At 40.5% G+C, this 17,042-nt stretch carries 17 protein-coding genes; 1 reads left to right on the top strand and 16 read right to left on the bottom strand.

From position 1 onward, the window contains the following. Positions 1-25: 25 nt before the first annotated feature. On the bottom strand, positions 26-892 hold the full coding sequence (locus tag LH47_RS01855; protein WP_235341019.1) for a BMQ_0737 family morphogenetic spore coat protein: 867 nt from the start codon (positions 890-892) through the stop codon (positions 26-28). A 188-nt stretch (positions 893-1,080) separates the two neighbouring features. Between LH47_RS01855 and LH47_RS01850 the strand changes: the two genes are divergently transcribed. After that, complete coding sequence (locus LH47_RS01850) at positions 1,081-1,446, top strand: DUF3992 domain-containing protein (RefSeq protein WP_235341016.1); 366 nt, start codon at positions 1,081-1,083, stop codon at positions 1,444-1,446. Positions 1,447-1,480: 34 nt separating this feature from the next. Here the strand turns inward: LH47_RS01850 and LH47_RS01845 are convergent, their stop codons facing one another. The 15 genes from LH47_RS01845 to LH47_RS01775 form a co-directional block, all read right to left on the bottom strand. Next, on the bottom strand, positions 1,481-1,918 hold the full coding sequence (locus tag LH47_RS01845) for a DnaA N-terminal domain-containing protein (protein ID WP_235341014.1): 438 nt from the start codon (positions 1,916-1,918) through the stop codon (positions 1,481-1,483). A 49-nt stretch (positions 1,919-1,967) separates the two neighbouring features. After that, the gene (locus tag LH47_RS01840) at positions 1,968-2,213 is read right to left on the bottom strand and encodes a DUF1450 domain-containing protein (RefSeq protein ID WP_043964246.1); all 246 of its coding nucleotides are present in this window, start codon (positions 2,211-2,213) and stop codon (positions 1,968-1,970) included. Between the two features lie 73 nt (positions 2,214-2,286). Beyond that, a complete protein-coding gene (locus tag LH47_RS01835) occupies positions 2,287-2,805 on the bottom strand; it encodes a hypothetical protein (protein WP_043964244.1) in 519 nt (172 codons plus the stop codon). Positions 2,806-2,809: 4 nt separating this feature from the next. Then, positions 2,810-3,931 (bottom strand): o-succinylbenzoate synthase, encoded by a 1,122-nt coding sequence (gene menC / locus LH47_RS01830; RefSeq protein WP_043964243.1) that lies wholly within the window; start codon positions 3,929-3,931, stop codon positions 2,810-2,812. 57 nt (positions 3,932-3,988) lie between these two features. Next, entirely contained in the window at positions 3,989-4,696 is a 708-nt protein-coding gene (locus LH47_RS01825) for an ABC transporter ATP-binding protein (protein ID WP_043964241.1), read from the bottom strand. Between the two features lie 13 nt (positions 4,697-4,709). Further along, positions 4,710-5,486 (bottom strand): ABC transporter ATP-binding protein, encoded by a 777-nt coding sequence (locus LH47_RS01820; RefSeq protein WP_043964239.1) that lies wholly within the window; start codon positions 5,484-5,486, stop codon positions 4,710-4,712. Then, on the bottom strand, positions 5,467-6,753 hold the full coding sequence (locus tag LH47_RS01815) for a branched-chain amino acid ABC transporter permease (protein WP_043964286.1): 1,287 nt from the start codon (positions 6,751-6,753) through the stop codon (positions 5,467-5,469). Before LH47_RS01815 ends, LH47_RS01820 begins: the two co-directional genes overlap by 20 nt. Positions 6,754-6,762: 9 nt before the next feature. After that, entirely contained in the window at positions 6,763-7,749 is a 987-nt protein-coding gene (locus LH47_RS01810) for a branched-chain amino acid ABC transporter permease (protein ID WP_043964284.1), read from the bottom strand. 121 nt (positions 7,750-7,870) lie between these two features. After that, entirely contained in the window at positions 7,871-9,076 is a 1,206-nt protein-coding gene (locus LH47_RS01805; RefSeq protein WP_043964237.1) for a branched-chain amino acid ABC transporter substrate-binding protein, read from the bottom strand. 283 nt (positions 9,077-9,359) lie between these two features. Then, complete coding sequence (locus tag LH47_RS01800) at positions 9,360-10,529, bottom strand: sugar ABC transporter permease (RefSeq protein ID WP_043964235.1); 1,170 nt, start codon at positions 10,527-10,529, stop codon at positions 9,360-9,362. A 3-nt stretch (positions 10,530-10,532) separates the two neighbouring features. After that, positions 10,533-12,086: a xylose ABC transporter ATP-binding protein gene (locus tag LH47_RS01795; RefSeq protein ID WP_084221226.1), complete on the bottom strand. Its 1,554-nt coding sequence runs from the start codon at positions 12,084-12,086 to the stop codon at positions 10,533-10,535. A gap of 16 nt (positions 12,087-12,102) precedes the next feature. Continuing rightward, positions 12,103-13,185 (bottom strand): D-xylose ABC transporter substrate-binding protein, encoded by a 1,083-nt coding sequence (xylF, locus tag LH47_RS01790; protein WP_043964233.1) that lies wholly within the window; start codon positions 13,183-13,185, stop codon positions 12,103-12,105. 179 nt (positions 13,186-13,364) lie between these two features. Further along, positions 13,365-14,597: a helix-turn-helix domain-containing protein gene (locus tag LH47_RS01785; RefSeq protein WP_043964231.1), complete on the bottom strand. Its 1,233-nt coding sequence runs from the start codon at positions 14,595-14,597 to the stop codon at positions 13,365-13,367. After that, positions 14,575-16,014, bottom strand: a complete 1,440-nt coding sequence (locus LH47_RS01780; RefSeq protein WP_043964229.1) for a sensor histidine kinase — start codon at positions 16,012-16,014, stop codon at positions 14,575-14,577. The genes LH47_RS01785 and LH47_RS01780 overlap by 23 nt, the downstream gene beginning before the upstream one ends. Then, positions 16,011-16,997 carry a sugar-binding protein gene (locus tag LH47_RS01775; protein ID WP_043964227.1) on the bottom strand — a complete coding sequence of 329 codons (987 nt, stop codon included), beginning with the start codon at positions 16,995-16,997 and terminating at the stop codon, positions 16,011-16,013. Before LH47_RS01775 ends, LH47_RS01780 begins: the two co-directional genes overlap by 4 nt. Between the last annotated feature and the right edge of the window lie 45 nt (positions 16,998-17,042).

Below are 17,042 nucleotides of genomic sequence, written 5' to 3'. Positions count from 1 at the left end.
CTTCGCTTGACGCGTCTCTCTCTTTTTATATCGGGCAACTTGGTATATGAACATGTTGTGGGCATATGTGTACTTGTTGTTCGACACGCGGTGTGCATATCGCTCCTTCAATTTCAACTTTCACACGCCCGAGCGATTGAACATGTTGACAAAGATGAATAGTGATAAATATTTGTGGACACGCTGCTGAAAGAAACGCTGCTTTACAGTCGGCTGTAACGGTTTCGCAAACGACAGCCGTCTCTGCTGGGGCACATAGTAACACATCCTCTATTGTTGCTAATGAAATCGGCTTTGTTTTCCACACTGTTCCATCCTTCTGTATGCATTGCACCACAACAAACGCCTCGATGAGAACATATACTCGCTGTAAGTTCACATGTTTTCCATTCGGCAACGTTACACGAACTGTCTGTCGTTCATCAAGTATGCGACAAGTCATCTGTCCTGGTTCAATCGGCTGTCCGCATGCATCAGTCAATATGCAACGAATATGTTCGCAATCGTCCATGCGATGAAGCTGTTGATGAAGTTGAATACATACACGTCCGACGCACATGCCATCTCCTTTACACTCAACTTGAACGTCGTGTAAATGTGACATAGTGACTGAACGAGATTCCCCTTCTTGCAATGAAAAGGAAAATTCTCCATTTATAAAGACGTCCATTTTTTGTCCGCACCCTTGCTCATATACGACGGTCACCGTTCCAAACGCTTGCACGCTTTCTTCCGCCGACCATACGACCGTTTTTTTTCCGCACGGTATACAAATGTCAACACAAACATCATTTTCCACAATAGGTTCTGTCAACGTTTCCCTTTTTGTTAGTTTTACCGGGCGCATAACCCAGTCAAACACTTTTTCCACATGAATACAATGTTTTTCCACTTGCCATCCCCCCTTTTTCATTCGATATATCATACTATGTGTGTATGTATATTCGTGCATAGGCTTGCGGTGAAAAAAATGTGTAAAAATTAGGTGTGAAACATAGGACAAAATCCTATACACTTTTCCTTTTCTCGCATTGTATATAAGGGAAGATCACTCTTCAATAAAACAAAAAAGGAGCGGATATGATGAGCTGTGGAGGATGTTGTCCAGACCGTCCAATTGTGACGGATGAAGTTTGTCAAAATTGGGAGTTTTCATGTGGTGGTAATGCACCAGAAGTCGTTTGGGAAGCAGATGAGAATATCATTAAACCGTTTGGAACAGTAACGGTATTAGTTGAAAATAGTTGTGGTGAGGTGAAGATATACGTGAACGAAGGTGAAGTTGCAACATTAACAGAAGGACAGTCATTTTCAAAAACGTTTAATCACTTGAAAAAAGTATCAATTGAGTGTCTTACTCCCTCCAATTCCACTGCCGATACCCCTTCAGTACTTGGTTCTTGCTGCGGAAAGTTATGTATGACGGTACATTATAAAAAATGTTAGTAAATAGAGGTGTTCCGTTATTTGGAACACCTCTTTAATGAATATACGTTTTCTGTACAGGTTTCTCATCTGTCGCAAGCAGTCGTTCAAGAAAATCTGTCCGTTCGCGCAGTTGTGCCACTTCTTTTTCTATTTCTTCCATTTGTCGTTCCACTTTTGTGACGCGCGCTTCAAGATGCCACGTTTGTTTTTCGAGGGTAATCATGTAGTTCCACATACGCATAAATTGCTCGTTAGAAAGCTCATGAGGTGCTTCCAACTGAACAACCATTCGTTTGCCGCAAACTTTTTCGATTGCTCGTTCAATGTGAGACATATACAACGTTTCAATCCAATTTTTTTGCATTGGGTTTGTGCAATGAATAGTGACCGTATCATCTTCCATCGTCGCTGTCGTTCCTTCGATCCATGTTTCAAAAGCAAGCGAGGACATCGTGCGAGATAACATTTGTTTCACTTCTGACCACATCATCTCCCCCCCTTTCACACATGAAATTAAACAAAAATAAAAAAATTCCTGCTTATTTTTTCCGAAACGCCCACCATTGTTTTGTCATTTCATAAGAAATGCGGTCATACAATTCGTCCGTCGTCGCCGCTTTTACAGCTTCTCCGTCGATTAAAACGAACGGACAATGTTTGCACATTTTGCATTTGCCGACGCAATCTTTTCTCTTCACTTTGACGTGTTTGAACGTTCGTTTTAAAAATTGATACAACGTTTTCGTTGCGAATTTATTCTTTTTACAAAAATATATTTTTTTCATCCAACAACACTCCAAGTATGATAATTATAATCATTTTCACTTCTATCATACTTGGAATATAATATCCCTTCAATCATTTTTGTTCAGCATACAAAAGCAACTGTTCAAGCGAACGAATGATGTATGGAATCATATGTAATAAATCATCAACATGGCTTTCGTTAATCGTACGCTCAAAATCAATCGTCACACGATGAGTATATCGTTCATGTTTTGGGTATGTGTACGTTAACGTTTGTATAACTGTGCGATGCTCCCCCCAAATGTGCTTTAGCATCTGTTCTACGTCTGCGCAATCGACGTTTGTTGTTGAAAAAGAAAACGAAACCGTCAAAGTACAACCTGCGCTCGTAACATCTTCGTATAACAACTCGTTTGCAATATGTTGGAGCGTCATTTCAAGCGAAATGGTACACGTCACTTGATGAGCATGACGCAATTGAAAAGAGAGAGCGTACGCGCGCGTAAATTTCGCTAAGTCAACGATATCTGAGCGATCAATGATCGCAATCAGTTCATCATTTGTATCTAAATCGTAAACGGCCCCTTCAACAACTGTTTTTAAATTATCAAAAATCGTTGGATCAAACATATCCTCATCCTTTCACACGGTTATATACTTTTGAACGAACGACACGCCGCTCGACTTCTTTCATATTCACTTCATAGCCTATACCGGGCTGTTTCGAAACGAAAATGCGTCCATGATGAACGGTAACTTCTGGATCAATGAAGTCACGATTCCAATAATTTGCCGATGCAGCTGTATCGCTTGGTAAAGAAAAATGCGAAAGTGTTGCTAAAGCGATGCTATGCGCTCGTCCGACTCCACCTTCTAACATGCCGCCACACCATACAGGAATATGATGTTGTTGGCATAAATCATGAATGCGTTTCGCTTCCGTTAATCCACCTACTCGGCCAATTTTTATATTGATGATTCGGCAACTTTGCAATTCAATTGCTCTTTTGGCATCTTCGTATGAACATATGCTTTCATCTAAACAAATCGGTGTGTTTAACTTTGCTTGTAATTTCGCATGATCAACGATGTCATCTACAGCAAGCGGCTGTTCAATCATAAGCAACTCATAGTCATCGAGCGCTTGTAGGCGGTCGATGTCGTGTAACGAGTAAGCGGAGTTTGCATCGACCATAAGCGGAACATCAGGGAAATGTCGACGAACGACACGAACGACATCCACATCCCATCCTGGCTTAATTTTTATTTTCACCCGCTGGTATCCTTCCGCAAGCGCTTGTTCCATTCGTTTTAGCAAATTTGTTATTTTCTGAATGCCGATGCTTATTCCCACTTCCACTTCTTGTTTTTCACCGCCGAGCGCCGCGCTTAATGGCATCCCACGCCGTTTGGCGAACAAATCCCATACCGCCCCTTCAAGCGCTGCTTTGGCCATGTAGTTGCGGCGAATCATCGAAAATCGGGCGCGCAATTCATCCGGATGATGAACGGGGGCTTGAAAAAGAAGCGGAATTAAAAAATATTCAAGCATATGCCACGTCGTTTCCAGCGTTTCTTCCGTATACCAAGGGGCAGAAAAAGCAACACCTTCTCCCCATCCTCGCTCGCCATTTTCATCGATCGCTTCCACTAATAAAACGGGACGCGTTTTCATCGTCCCAAAGCTTGTTGTAAACGGTGATTTTAATTCCATTTCTAAATGCCGCAAGATTACTGTATCAATGTGCACATCCATCCCTCCGAAACAATTATACAAAAAGGCGCTAGCTTTTGTCGCCAGACGCCTTGTGATTCACCCTAAATATGCTTCTCGTACTTGCTCGTTTCCAAGCAGTTCCTTTCCTGTACCTGACATTGTAATTTCTCCTGTTTGAATGACGTAGCCACGATGCGCGATTTGCAACGCTTGAAACGCATTTTGTTCGACAAGCAAAATCGTCATTCCTTCATCGTTTAACTCTCGAATAATATGGAAAATTTGCTCGACGATAATTGGAGCTAATCCCATCGACGGTTCATCTAACATGAGCAACTTCGGTTTCATCATTAAAGCACGACCGATCGCTAACATTTGTTGCTCTCCTCCACTCATCGTCCCCCCTTTTTGTTGCAGACGCTCTTTTAACCGAGGAAAATAATGAAATACTCGCTCCATTCGTTCAGCTATCTCTTTTCTATCGTTCACCGAAAAAGCACCCATTTCTAAATTTTCTTTTACCGTCAATCTCGGAAAAATTCTCCGTCCTTCAGGAACATGGGCGATGCCTGCTAAGGCGGTCATATGTGGTGGGGTATTTGTCATGTCTTTTCCTTCGTATACAATGCTTCCACTTTTTGCTTTCACTTGTCCGCTAATTGTTTTTAATGTTGTCGATTTTCCCGCACCGTTACTGCCGATTAACGTAACAATTTCCCCTTCACATACTTCTAAATCAATTCCTTTTAGCGCATGAACTCCACCATAAAACGTATGAACGCGTTCTAAACGCAACAAACTCACTCGCCATCCCCTCCTACGATGCTGTTGTCGCTCCTTTTCCTAAATAAGCTTCAATGACTTTTTCATTATTTCGAATGTCATCTGGCGTACCTTCAGCAATTTTTTCTCCATGATCTAACACAATAATATGTTCAGAAATTTCCATAACGAGTTTCATATCATGTTCAATTAAAATAATCGTTAGTTGCAATTGTTCACGCATATCATAAATAAGCTTCGTCAATTCCGCTGTTTCTTTCGGATTCATTCCAGCAGCGGGCTCATCTAGCAGCAACACTTTTGGTTTCGTCGCTAATGCGCGGGCAATTTCAAGTTTTCGCTGCGCCCCATAAGGCAAATTTTTTGCCTCTTCGTTATAAAGTGACTCTAAACCGACGTATTGCAAAAGACGATACGCCTCTTGTTTCGCTTCTTTTTCCTCTTTGCGCATCAATGGAGTAGAAAATATCGTATGAAATAACCCGCTACGTAAATGCGTATGCATGCCAACCATGACGTTTTCTAATACGGTCATCGCTCCGAATAAACGAATATTTTGGAACGTACGCGAAATACCTTTTTGTGCCACTTGATGAGGCTTTAATCCAACGAGCGACTCGCCGTTTAATAAAATATCACCGCTCGTCGGTTGATACACCCCTGTGACCATGTTAAACAATGTTGTCTTCCCTGCACCGTTCGGTCCGATAACAGCTGTAATTGATCCTTTTTGCACATCCATATCAATATTGTTGTTCGCAATAAGTCCACCAAATTGCTTTGTTAATTGTTTAACCGTTAAAATAGACACCTTTCGCTCCCTCCTTTCCGTCTGCTACGTTTGTTACGCCACTTTTCAACTCTTTTTCATCAAAACGAGGATTTTTTGCCGGCAACAATCCTTGTGGACGATACAAAGCAAAGACAATTAAAATCAAGCCAAAGATAAACCGTTGCATTTTTGCTGGAGATAGCGCATCAGGAATGTGAACGACTCCACTTAAACTAAGCTGGTTTAACCAGTTTGTTAATTCTGTAAGCACTTGAAGATTTAAAATCGTCACAAGCGCCGCACCGAGTATAACCCCCGGGACACTACCCATGCCTCCTAAAATAACCATGACGAGAATTGTAATGGACTCAAGCAGTGTAAAGCTTGTTGGATCAACAAACGTCTGTTTTGCTGCAAATACGACACCCATCATTCCTGAAAATGAAGCACCAACGGCAAACGCCATCAACTTTGTACGAACGAGCGGAATGCCCATCGCTTGTGCGGCAATTTCATTTTCCCGCACCGCTTTCCACGCTCGACCAATTTTCGAATATTCTAAACGACGGACAATAAAAATCGTAAGCAACAAAATCACTAATACAACATAATAAAATTGACTCGGGTACATAAATTCAATCCCGAACAGTTTGGGCGGTTGAACGGAAGCGAGCCCCATTGCACCGTTTGTAATGTTAACTGGTTTATCCAAATTATTGAAAATAATACGAATAATTTCTCCAAATCCGAGCGTTACAATCGCTAAATAATCGCCTTTTACGCGTAACACCGGGATGCCGAGCAACACTCCAAATATTGCAGCAACAACACACCCGACGATTAAAAATATCCAAAAACTTTCTCCGGATAACGGATACTTTCCAAATGGCATAAAGTTGTTTGCCTGTGCTGTCGCAAAAATACCGTACGTATAGGCACCAATGGCAAAAAAAGCGACAAACCCTAAGTCTAAAAGGCCGGCAAGTCCTACGACAATGTTCAATCCTAGCGCCATGGCGATGTAAATTCCGACTAACGTTGCCACTTCCATATATGATTGATAAGCTTCTCCTTGGCTTGCGGCTAAAGGCAATAGCACGCTTAATACGAGAATGCCTATGCCCCACTTCACACGATTCGAAAATGACGTAAAATATAAAAATAAAAGCGAAGAAAGCAAAAGCAAAAAAGCAACAACTGATTTTTGTGCTAAATATAAACTGATAAACGTGGTAGCGATATACGCACCAATCAAGGTCGCCTGAATACGTTTATTTTGCTCGAATACGTTCAACCATTTTTTCATATCGACCACCTACACTTTCTCAACGGACACTTTTCCGAATAACCCTTCTGGTTTGAAAATAAGAACAATAATTAAAATAGAAAAAGCAAACACGTCTTTGTATTCCGCTCCTAATATTCCATCAGAGACGATCGGTAAGTTAGCCGCTGCAAACATTTCAAGCAGACCGAGAACAATGCCACCAAACATCGCTCCGCGAATGTTTCCAATCCCACCTAATACTGCTGCGGTAAAAGCTTTCAATCCTAAAATGAAGCCGATGTATGGATCAATCGTTCCGTATTGAATTGCAAAGAGAACACCTGTAGCCCCACCTAATGCAGATCCAATAAAAAACGTTAAAGCGATAACTTTATTGACATTTACACTCATAAGCGCAGCCGTTTCACGATCTTGGGCGACAGCACGCATCGCCATCCCCCACTTCGTCTTATTCACAAAGAAGTCAAGCGTCATCATCATGACAACAGCTGTAACTAAAACGATAAAGAAAGAGGACTTAACTGAGGCGTCATGAAATCCTGACCAAATAGAGGAAGCTGAAATGTTTACTTGTCCAGTAAATAAACTTGGACCAGTTAAAATGTAGTTTCCTTTCTTTAATTCTGTAATAAAACGAACAAAATCTTGTAATAAAAATGAAATACCAATTGCTGTAATGAGCGTAATTAATTTTGGGGCATTTCGCAATGGACGATAAGCAATTCGCTCAATGCCCATGCCAAGCAAACCTGTCACAATCGATGTCGCTACAAGGACAAGAAGCAATGCCAACAGCATCGGCATAGAAGATAGCCAGCCAAAAGCAGAAAATGATAATAAAAGCGCTGTCCCAACAAATGCACCTGTCATAAAAATTTCTCCATGGGCGAAGTTAATGAGCTCTAAAATGCCGTACACCATTGTATATCCGAGAGCGACAATGGCGTATACAGCGCCCAATGCCAATCCGTCGATGATGACTTGGGGCAATGTTTGTAGCACATGTTCGATCATGTGTAGTTCCTCCATTTCGTTGTCTTTTTCTAAAAACATTTAGCTTGTCCCTTTGCTCGTGAAAAAATTTACAAGAAAAGGGTACGGCAAACTGTCATACCCTTTTCAAACGTATTCATCATTATTTACTTACTTCATCTTCTAATCGAGCTGGATATGTTGCTTCTTCGAATTTGTAAATGTAAATTTTTGCATATTTGTTGTCTCCTTTTTCATCAAAGCTTACTTTCGTCACAACTCCTTCATAATCTTGAACGTTGCGAACCGCTTCCGCTACTTGTTCACGGGAAGGAAGTTTGTTTCCGTTTGCTTTAATTGCTTCTTCAATCGCATTTAATAAAACACCCATCGCATCATATCCATAAGCAGAATACGATTCAATATTTTTGCCGAATTTTTGTTTATACTTTTCAGCAAACTGCTTTCCGGCCTCTGTCGCCGTTGCAATACCTGCTGCAGATGTAATGAATGTATTTTTTACTGCATCGCCCGCAATTTCAACAAGCGTTGACGAGTCCATCCCATCTCCGCCCATAAATGGTACATTAATACCTTTATCACGAGCTTGCTTAATTAACATGCCACCTTCTGTATACATACCACCGAAATAAACAAGATCTGGTTTTTTCGCGAGCACCTGATTTAATACGCCATTAAAGTCTTTCTCGCCAATTGTAATTCCTTCAAATCCAACAATCTCAGCACCTGCTTCTTCTGCTCCTTTTTTAAACGCTTCTGCTAAGCCTGTGCCGTATGCTGTTTTATCTTGAATGATAAAAATTTTCTTTGCTCCTAATTTTTCAACAGCGAATTTTGCACCTGCAGGGCCTTGGAAATCGTCACGTGCACAAATGCGGTTCACCGTTTTTAAGCCTCGGTCAGTGACATCTGTTGCTGTGTTTGCTGGAGAGACCATTGGGATGCTATATTTTTCGTAAATTTCTGAGGATGGAATGGCAACACCTGAGTTCAAATGTCCAACTACACCTAAAACTTGCTGATCCGCTCCAATTAATTGAGCATTTGCTACCCCTTTTTTCGGATCGGCTTGATCGTCATATGGAACGAGTTCTAATTTGAAACCTAACTTCTCGAATTTTTCTTTTTGTTCTTCTAACGCGAGTTGAGCCCCAAGTTTAATCGATTCTCCTAACGTTGCTGCTCCACCAGAGAGCGGACTTTGTGTGGCAATTTTAATGACTGTCCCTCCTCCAGAATCTCCACCGTTTTTCGTTGTTTCTGACGTTTTCTCTGCTGAACAGCCAGCTAATAAACCAATAGCTAAAGCAGCAGACGTGAAAATAGAAAGCGTCTTTTTCTTTTTCATGTCAATCCCCCTTTTTTATTTTCTGAAAATTTAATATTTTCACAAGAATAATATAATACGAATGAGCAGAATAGACAAGACGTATTTTTTAAAATTTAAAAGAAAAGACATATTTGAACAAAAAACTGATCGTATTAACGATCAGCTTCCCCACATCCCGTTGAACAATGAAATGGGACGTATGAAAATATCCCTCCTAACAATATATCTATAAAATTTTTCCATTTTAATACAAAAAAAGCGCCAGCAAGACAGCTTTTTCTGTCTTTCTGTGCGCTCTTTATTAATTTCCTTTTCGTTTTCGGCTAGCAATATCGATCCAAACGGCTAAAATTAAAATACTTCCTTTTACAATGTATTGCCAAAATGTTTCCATACCTAGTAGCGACATCCCGTTATCTAGCGACGTCATGACCATGGCTCCGATAATTGCACCGATAATTGTACCAGATCCACCCATTAACGATGTTCCACCGATGACGCAAGCCGCAATCGCATCTAGTTCGTACATTTGTCCCGCTGAAATGGTAGCTGATGATAAGCGTGCCGTTAAAACGAGGGCTGCAATGGCAGAAAGCAATCCTGTAAAAACAAACAACATCATCGTATGACGTTGAATGTTAATACCAGATAAACGGGCGGCTTCCACATTGCCGCCGATTGCATATACATGGCGACCAAATGTCGTTTTTGTCGCAATGAATGAAAAGATCAACGCGAGTGCAATAACAAAAATAATTGGAAAAGGAATCCCTTTATAACTGTTCATCGTCAAAACGAATAACAAAATAAGTACGCTAATGACAAGTAGTTTAGCAATCTCGATCGGTAATGGCGAGATGGTAAAGCCGTATTGTTGCCGCGATTTTCGCTTACGGAACGTAGAAACGAATAAAGAAACAATAGCGATCACCGCAAGCACAATCCCAAAGGCGTTTGTAAAATATGCGCTTCCTAAAGCGACAAATTGAGCATCAAAAATTGGGATTGTTGTTGATTTTGTAATCCCCATTAACACCCCGCGAAAAATCATCATCCCACCTAACGTAACGATAAACGCTGGAATCGCTCGATAAGCAACTAGCCATCCTTGAACAAAACCGACAAGCGCTCCCGCAAGCAACGTGCATACGATGACAACAGATGTCGGCATTCCCATCCAGTTGCTTAAAATGGCTGCGATGCCACCAGTTAATCCGACGATCGAACCGACGGAAAGGTCAATATGCCCGGCAACGATAACGAGCACCATGCCAATTGCCAAAATAGCGGTAACCGACATTTGTGTAAATAAGTTGGATAAATTTCGTGCACTTAAAAACGTCTCATTTAACATACCAAAGAAAATCCAAATCGCAATCAGTGCACCGATCATCGTATAAGCACGAATATCTACTTTTCCAAATATATTTTTCTTCTTTTGTTGCTGTTCGATGACTGCTTTTACTTCCATGACTCATTCCCCTCCTGTCGCTGCCATCATAATATTTTCTTGTGTTGCTTCATCGTGTGATAACTCTTTCACGATTCGTCCTTCACGCATGACATAAATGCGATCACTCATTCCTAAAATTTCTGGAAGCTCAGAAGAAATCATCATGATAGCAACGCCTTCTTCAGCTAATTGATTCATTAAATGATAAATCTCATATTTTGCCCCAACATCAATACCGCGTGTTGGCTCGTCTAATATTAAAAGCTTTGGCTTCGCCATTAACCATTTCGCTAATACGACTTTTTGTTGATTTCCTCCAGATAACGTACCAACAGTTGTTTCTAAAGACGCTGTTTTTGTTTTTAGTTCATCGACATACTTTTGACTCCACTTTAATTCTTCGTTTTGATTGATGACTTGCAAACGGCTAATGTTTTTTAAACTTGCTAGTGTCGTGTTTGTTTTAACATCCATTCCGAGTACAAGACCTAACCTTTTTCGATCTTCTGTGACAAGTGCAATGCCTGAACGAATAGCATCTTTTACAGAGCGAATGTGCACTTGTTTTCCTTCCATCCATACTTCTCCTTCAGCTTTTCCTTCGTATGCACCGAATAAGCTCATCGCTAGTTCCGTTCGCCCGGCTCCCATCAAGCCAGCAATTCCGACAATTTCCCCAGCACGAACAGTCATATGAATACCGTCGTTGACTTTCATCGGTTTTTCTTTATGCCAAACGGAATAGTTTTTCACTTCTAATACGACATGCCGTGGCGTTTTTTTGACGTACGGATAACGTTCTGTCAATTCGCGTCCAACCATGAGCGCAACAACTTCATCTTCATTCGTTTCTGCACGTGAAAGTGTCGCAATGGATTTTCCGTCGCGCAATACGGTGATCGAATCTGCTAATCGAAATACTTCTGGCATTTTATGAGAAATATAAATACACGCAACTCCTTGTGCCCGTAGCTGTTCTAAAATATCCATTAAAATTTCAACTTCACTTTCGGTTAAAGCTGCCGTAGGTTCATCTAAAATTAAAATGTTTGCTTGTTTTGCGAGCGCCTTTGCGATTTCAACTAATTGCTGTTGACCTATGCCGAGTGAATGGATTTTTGTTCGTGGAGAAATCGTTAATCCGACTTTCTTTAACCATGTTTCTGCTTCATAATACAATTGATCCCATTGAATGACGCCGAATTTATGTGGTTCACGTCCTAAAAAAATGTTTTCGCCAACTGTCATTTCTTTTACGAGTGCAAGCTCCTGGTGAATGATCGCAATACCCGCCTGTTCCGCATCAACAATATTTCGAAACGAGACCGATTTACCATCAATACGAATTTCACCATCATACGTGCCAGCTGGATATAGTCCGCTTAACACTTTCATCAATGTCGATTTGCCAGCACCATTTTCGCCACAAAGAGCATGAATTTCTCCCTTTTTCACTTTGAAACTAACGCGGTCAAGCGCTTTCACACCGGGAAATTCTTTTGTAATATTCATCATTTCTAACGCATACATTCGTTTCACTCCCGTTGTATCATGTTGAAAATAAGGGTCTGGCAAAGCCAGCCCCTTGTTTTCATTGTTTTGGCCATTGATCTTTCGGTACGTTTTTGAATACGTCCTCTAATTTGTGATATCCATCTTTAATGACTGTATCTAATACGTTGTCTTTTGTTACCGCAATCGGATCAAGTAAAACAGATGGAACATCGATTTTGCCGTTTGATACAGTTTGATTCGTTTCGATTTTCTCGCCTTTCGCTAAAGCAACAGCCATCTCCGCTGCTTTTGTTGCAATAGCTTTAATTGGCTTATATACTGTCATCGTTTGAGTACCTTCAACGATACGTTGCAATGCAGCTAACTCAGCATCCTGCCCTGAAACAGGTACTTTGCCTGCCAACCCTTGCGCCGCTAATGCTTGAATGACACCACCTGCTGTTCCGTCATTCGCTGCAACAACAGCTTGAATGTTATTATTGTTTGCTGTTAATGCGTTTTCCATATTTTTCAACGCTTCTTCTGGTTTCCAATCTTTTGAGAACTGATCGTAAACAATTTTAATGTCGCCTTTTTCTTCAAGTGGCTTTAATACGTTCATCGCTCCTTGACGGAATAAATGGGCGTTGTTATCTGTATCTGCTCCACCGATGTAAACGTAATTTCCTTTTGGTGCTTTCTCTACAATCGCTTGTGCTTGCATTTCACCGACGCGCACATTGTCAAATGAAACATAATAATCTACTTCAGCGTTTTTAATTAAACGGTCATAAGAAATAACCGGAATGCCTTCTTTATGCGCTTTTTCTACGATTGCTGCTGACGCTTCAGCGTTATGAGGCACAACAACGAGAACATCGACTCCTTCGGAAATGAGCTGCTCGGCTTGGCTCAATTGTGCAGCATCATCTCCGTTTGCTGCTAATGTTTTCACCTCTGCTCCAAGCTCTTTCACTTTTGCCTCAAACAATTCTTTATCCCGTTGCCAACGTTCTTCTTTTAACGTGTCCATCGAGAAACCGATCACAATTTTGCCATCGTCTTTTTTCGACGATTCGCTTCCCCCTTCGTTTCCTGAAGATACAACTCCGCACGCTGTTAATGCGGAAGCTAGAACAAATGTTGCCGCCCCTTTCGCGACATGTTTCCACCATTTCACATGTATTCCCCCTTGTTTTTCATATCGTTTACATGTTTAAGCGTACCACAAAGAAAAGAAAGCGTTTTCTTCGTTTTCTTCACTTATTTGTGATATATTCGCACAATTTAAACGTTTTCATTGTTACAAAAAGAACAAACTAGCATTTTTTTGTGGTAAAACAAAAAAGTGCGAGCGCTTTATAGACGCTCGCACATTTCTTGCCGGTATTCTGTCGGTGTCATATTTGTCACTTTTTTAAACACACGGCTAAAATAGTTCGGATCTTTATATCCAACGCGATAACACGCTTCTTTCACCGTTAATCCTTCATCACGCATCAACTGTTTCGCTTTTTCAATGCGCAAATGCGTTAAGTAGTCGATAAACGTTTGACCTGTTTCTTTTTTAAATAATTTGCTGAAATAATACGGTGTTAAATGGACATATTTTGCTACTTCTTCAAGCGTGACATCATAGCAATAGTTTTCGTGCAAAAACATTTCGACTTGCTCAATGACGTTTCCATTTGTCTTTATATGAATTTGTTCCACTTCGTCCGTTACCGGAACATCATCAATATGCATCGCCCGACTAAATGATGATACATAGCGTACAGCGGTCCACGCCTCTTTATATGAACGTTTCAGACCATCTAGTCCCGAGCGAATCGTACCAATCCCTATCTTTACACGCTGTTGCAATGCTTTCTCGAGCTGTTTTAACAACGATTGAGCGAAAGAAATGATCCGTTCATGTTGTTCAGCCTCAATAAAAATAGCCATTTGCCTTTGGGTAAGCGGGCTGCATAAACAATGTCGCTGTTGTTTTATACATTGTTTCACTATCTCTTCCCACTTTTCACGCTTAGGAGCATCACTTTTTTCTAATTCAATAACCATTGCATACCCCTTCTCAAATTCCATGCCGGTAAATGTATGGGCAGAACATTCATCCATTTTCCCCATTAACAACCATGTCCAAGCTGTCTCACTTAGCGCTTGCAACTGAACGAGTTTTTCACGAGCTGTTAATTGCTGTTCACGCATCGCTTGTTCTTCCGTAATTTGATGTAACAATTTTTGCAACAGCTCGACGATTTGCTGCTTTTTAGCCGGTTTTAACACGTATTCGATGACACCTAAAGAAATCGCTTCTTTCGCATATGTAAAGTAATCATATGCGGTTAAAATGACAATTTTCGCTTGAACATCCATTTTGCGTATTTCCGCAATCGCTTCTAGCCCTTGAATGCCCGGCATTTTAATATCCATAAAAATGATATGCGGACGATGTTGTTCCACTTGCTGAATCGCACTTCGACCATGTTCAGCATGAAAAATAGTAAACGTCTGTGGAAATGCGCGCTCAATCATCAATTGCAACCCTTCACGCTCTAGCGGCTCGTCATCAGCAATAAGTAGCTTGTACATCGCTCTCCCTCCTTGGCAGTCGTAAAATAATTGCTGTACCTTCGTTTGGTGCGCTTTTTATATCAAGTATTTTCTCTACTCCATAAAAAAGCTGCAGACGCCGTAGCACGTTTTCTAATCCAAGTCCAGTGGAATGCCCTGTTTTTGTTAATGAATATGATGCGTTCATAATCGCTCGTTGTACGTCGTACGGCATCCCTACACCGTTATCTGCGATGGTTACTTGAATGCAATTTCTTTTTTCTTCGATGATTAATCGAATGTTCGCTCCTTCTTCCATTCCTTCAATCCCATGAATAAAAGCGTTTTCAATCAGTGGCTGCAACGTTAAACAAGGGATCGGCTGATCTAAACATGATTCATCTATTTCCAGTTGAAACGTCACACGATCGCGAAAACGGGCTTTTTGAATAGCAAAATACTCCTTCGCATGCTCTACTTCTTCACGCAACGTAACAGGTTGGTCGAGCTTTCGTAAGTTGTATCGCAACAAGTTCGACGTGGATACGGTGAGTTCGCTTGTCTTCTCTGCCCCTTCGATATAGGCAAGTTTTGAAATGACGTTTAGCGTATTAAATAAAAAGTGAGGATTAATTTGACTTTGGAGCGCTTTTAGCTCTAATTCACGAACAAGTTTTTCTTTTTCTAATATTTCCATATTTTTAGAGATTAATATGCGCAAATTTTCAATCATATGTTGAAATGTTTTACCGAGCAAGCCAATTTCATCATGTCCATCAAAGCGGGGGATTCGCGTGTCCAGTTGACCCGCTGAGATGTTTTTCGCCGCATGAACAAGATGATGGATCGGAATGACGATCGTTCGTGATAACCATATGGCAAATACGATGCTTAAAATCGTTGTTAAAATAAACAGCATCCCGCCTAATTCATTCATTCTTGCTGTATGTTGTAACATCTGTTTATACACCGGTTGATATAAGCTTAGTTCAACATCAACGAGCACTTGGCTATCTTCGCGAATAAATGAAGCAATTTTTTCAATTTCGTTATATTGGTCAGCATATCCTGTAAATTGTTTTCTTGTTAATTTATGAATAATCACTTGTTCTAAATCGAGAAAAACATAAACCATATTTTTATAGTTTTCGAGCGTAAATGCATTGTATCCTTCTAACTGTCTTACAGTTAATTCACGTTGCAGTTTTTCTAATTGTTTTTTATGTTTGATAAGCTGCTCGTAATTATATTCATCTTGATGAATTAAGTAGCTGCTTAAAAAACGAACATTTTCTTGTGTTTCAAGCGAAATTTGTTTATATAAAAAAATGCGCTGCATCATGACATCGTAACTTTCTTGTACTTTTTTTCCGCTTTGAAAAATAAAAAACGCGATAAAATTCAGTAAAAGAACGAGAAGTGGAATAAAAACAAACAATTTCGTCCGAATCTTCATTTGTTTCTCTCCTGCTGAACGTTTTGGCGGTCGATGACTTCGATCGCTGTAAAATGTTCCTTATCAATTTGTTTGCCAGAAAGATGTTCAACCATTAATTTGACTGCCGAATATCCCATATCGTAAGGTTTTTGGACGACCGTAGCCACAATGTCCCCTTCTTTGATCGCTTCCATTGTTTCTTCCACATCGTCAAAACCGAAAATTTGAATGTTTTCACGATGTAAGTTTTTTACCGCCATTCGAATTCCAATCGCATCGAGCGCACTCGTGCCGACCATAACAGAAATATTAGGATGTTTTCGCAACATTTGTTCCGCTTGAATCGAGGCTTGAATGCGGGAAATGTTCGATGATGTAATGGAAACAACTTGTAAGCGCGGCTGTTCAGCAATAACAGATAAAAACCCTTGCAAACGTAGGCGTTGATTTTCTGATGTATCGGTTCCAATGATTACTCCAATCGCTCGCTCTCCTTCTACGCGAGAAACAACTGCCTTTCCAAGCAACTGTCCTGCTTCAAAATTATTTGTTCCAACATAAGCGATACGTCGGCTTTTTGGGGCATCCGCATCAATTGTAATTACAGGAATATTTCGCGAAATAGCTTTGTCAATAAGCGGCGTAAACGCTTCGTCTTTTAAATTTTGAACAATGATGCCATCAACCCGAGAGGCAATCGCTTTTTCTAGCAATTTTACTTGCTCATCAATGCTTGTTCGGAGAGGACCAATGTATTCAATATTGACGTTATTCTTCTTTCCTGCTTCTTTTGCTCCTTGTTCAATTTTCCGCCAATACGGATTATCAAACTCTTGAGATATTAAAATAATATGCGGAAGATGCGACACTGCTTTTTGTCCGTGTTGCAACTTCGCTACCGTTTTTTCAAGCTGCTTGGTGACCGTGATAAAGTGAAAAAAAACGTATAAAAACAAAACGAGCAATACGATCAGACTTGTTGTCCATTTTTTTTGTGCCATTGTCTTCACCTAATTTTACTATAATTCGTTTTGATAACGTTTACA

It is taken from the genome of Anoxybacillus thermarum (assembly GCF_000836725.1).
Classification (GTDB): domain Bacteria; phylum Bacillota; class Bacilli; order Bacillales; family Anoxybacillaceae; genus Anoxybacillus; species Anoxybacillus thermarum.
Note: the sequence above shows the minus strand (reverse complement) of the source record. Positions and strands in the feature narration are given on the sequence as shown.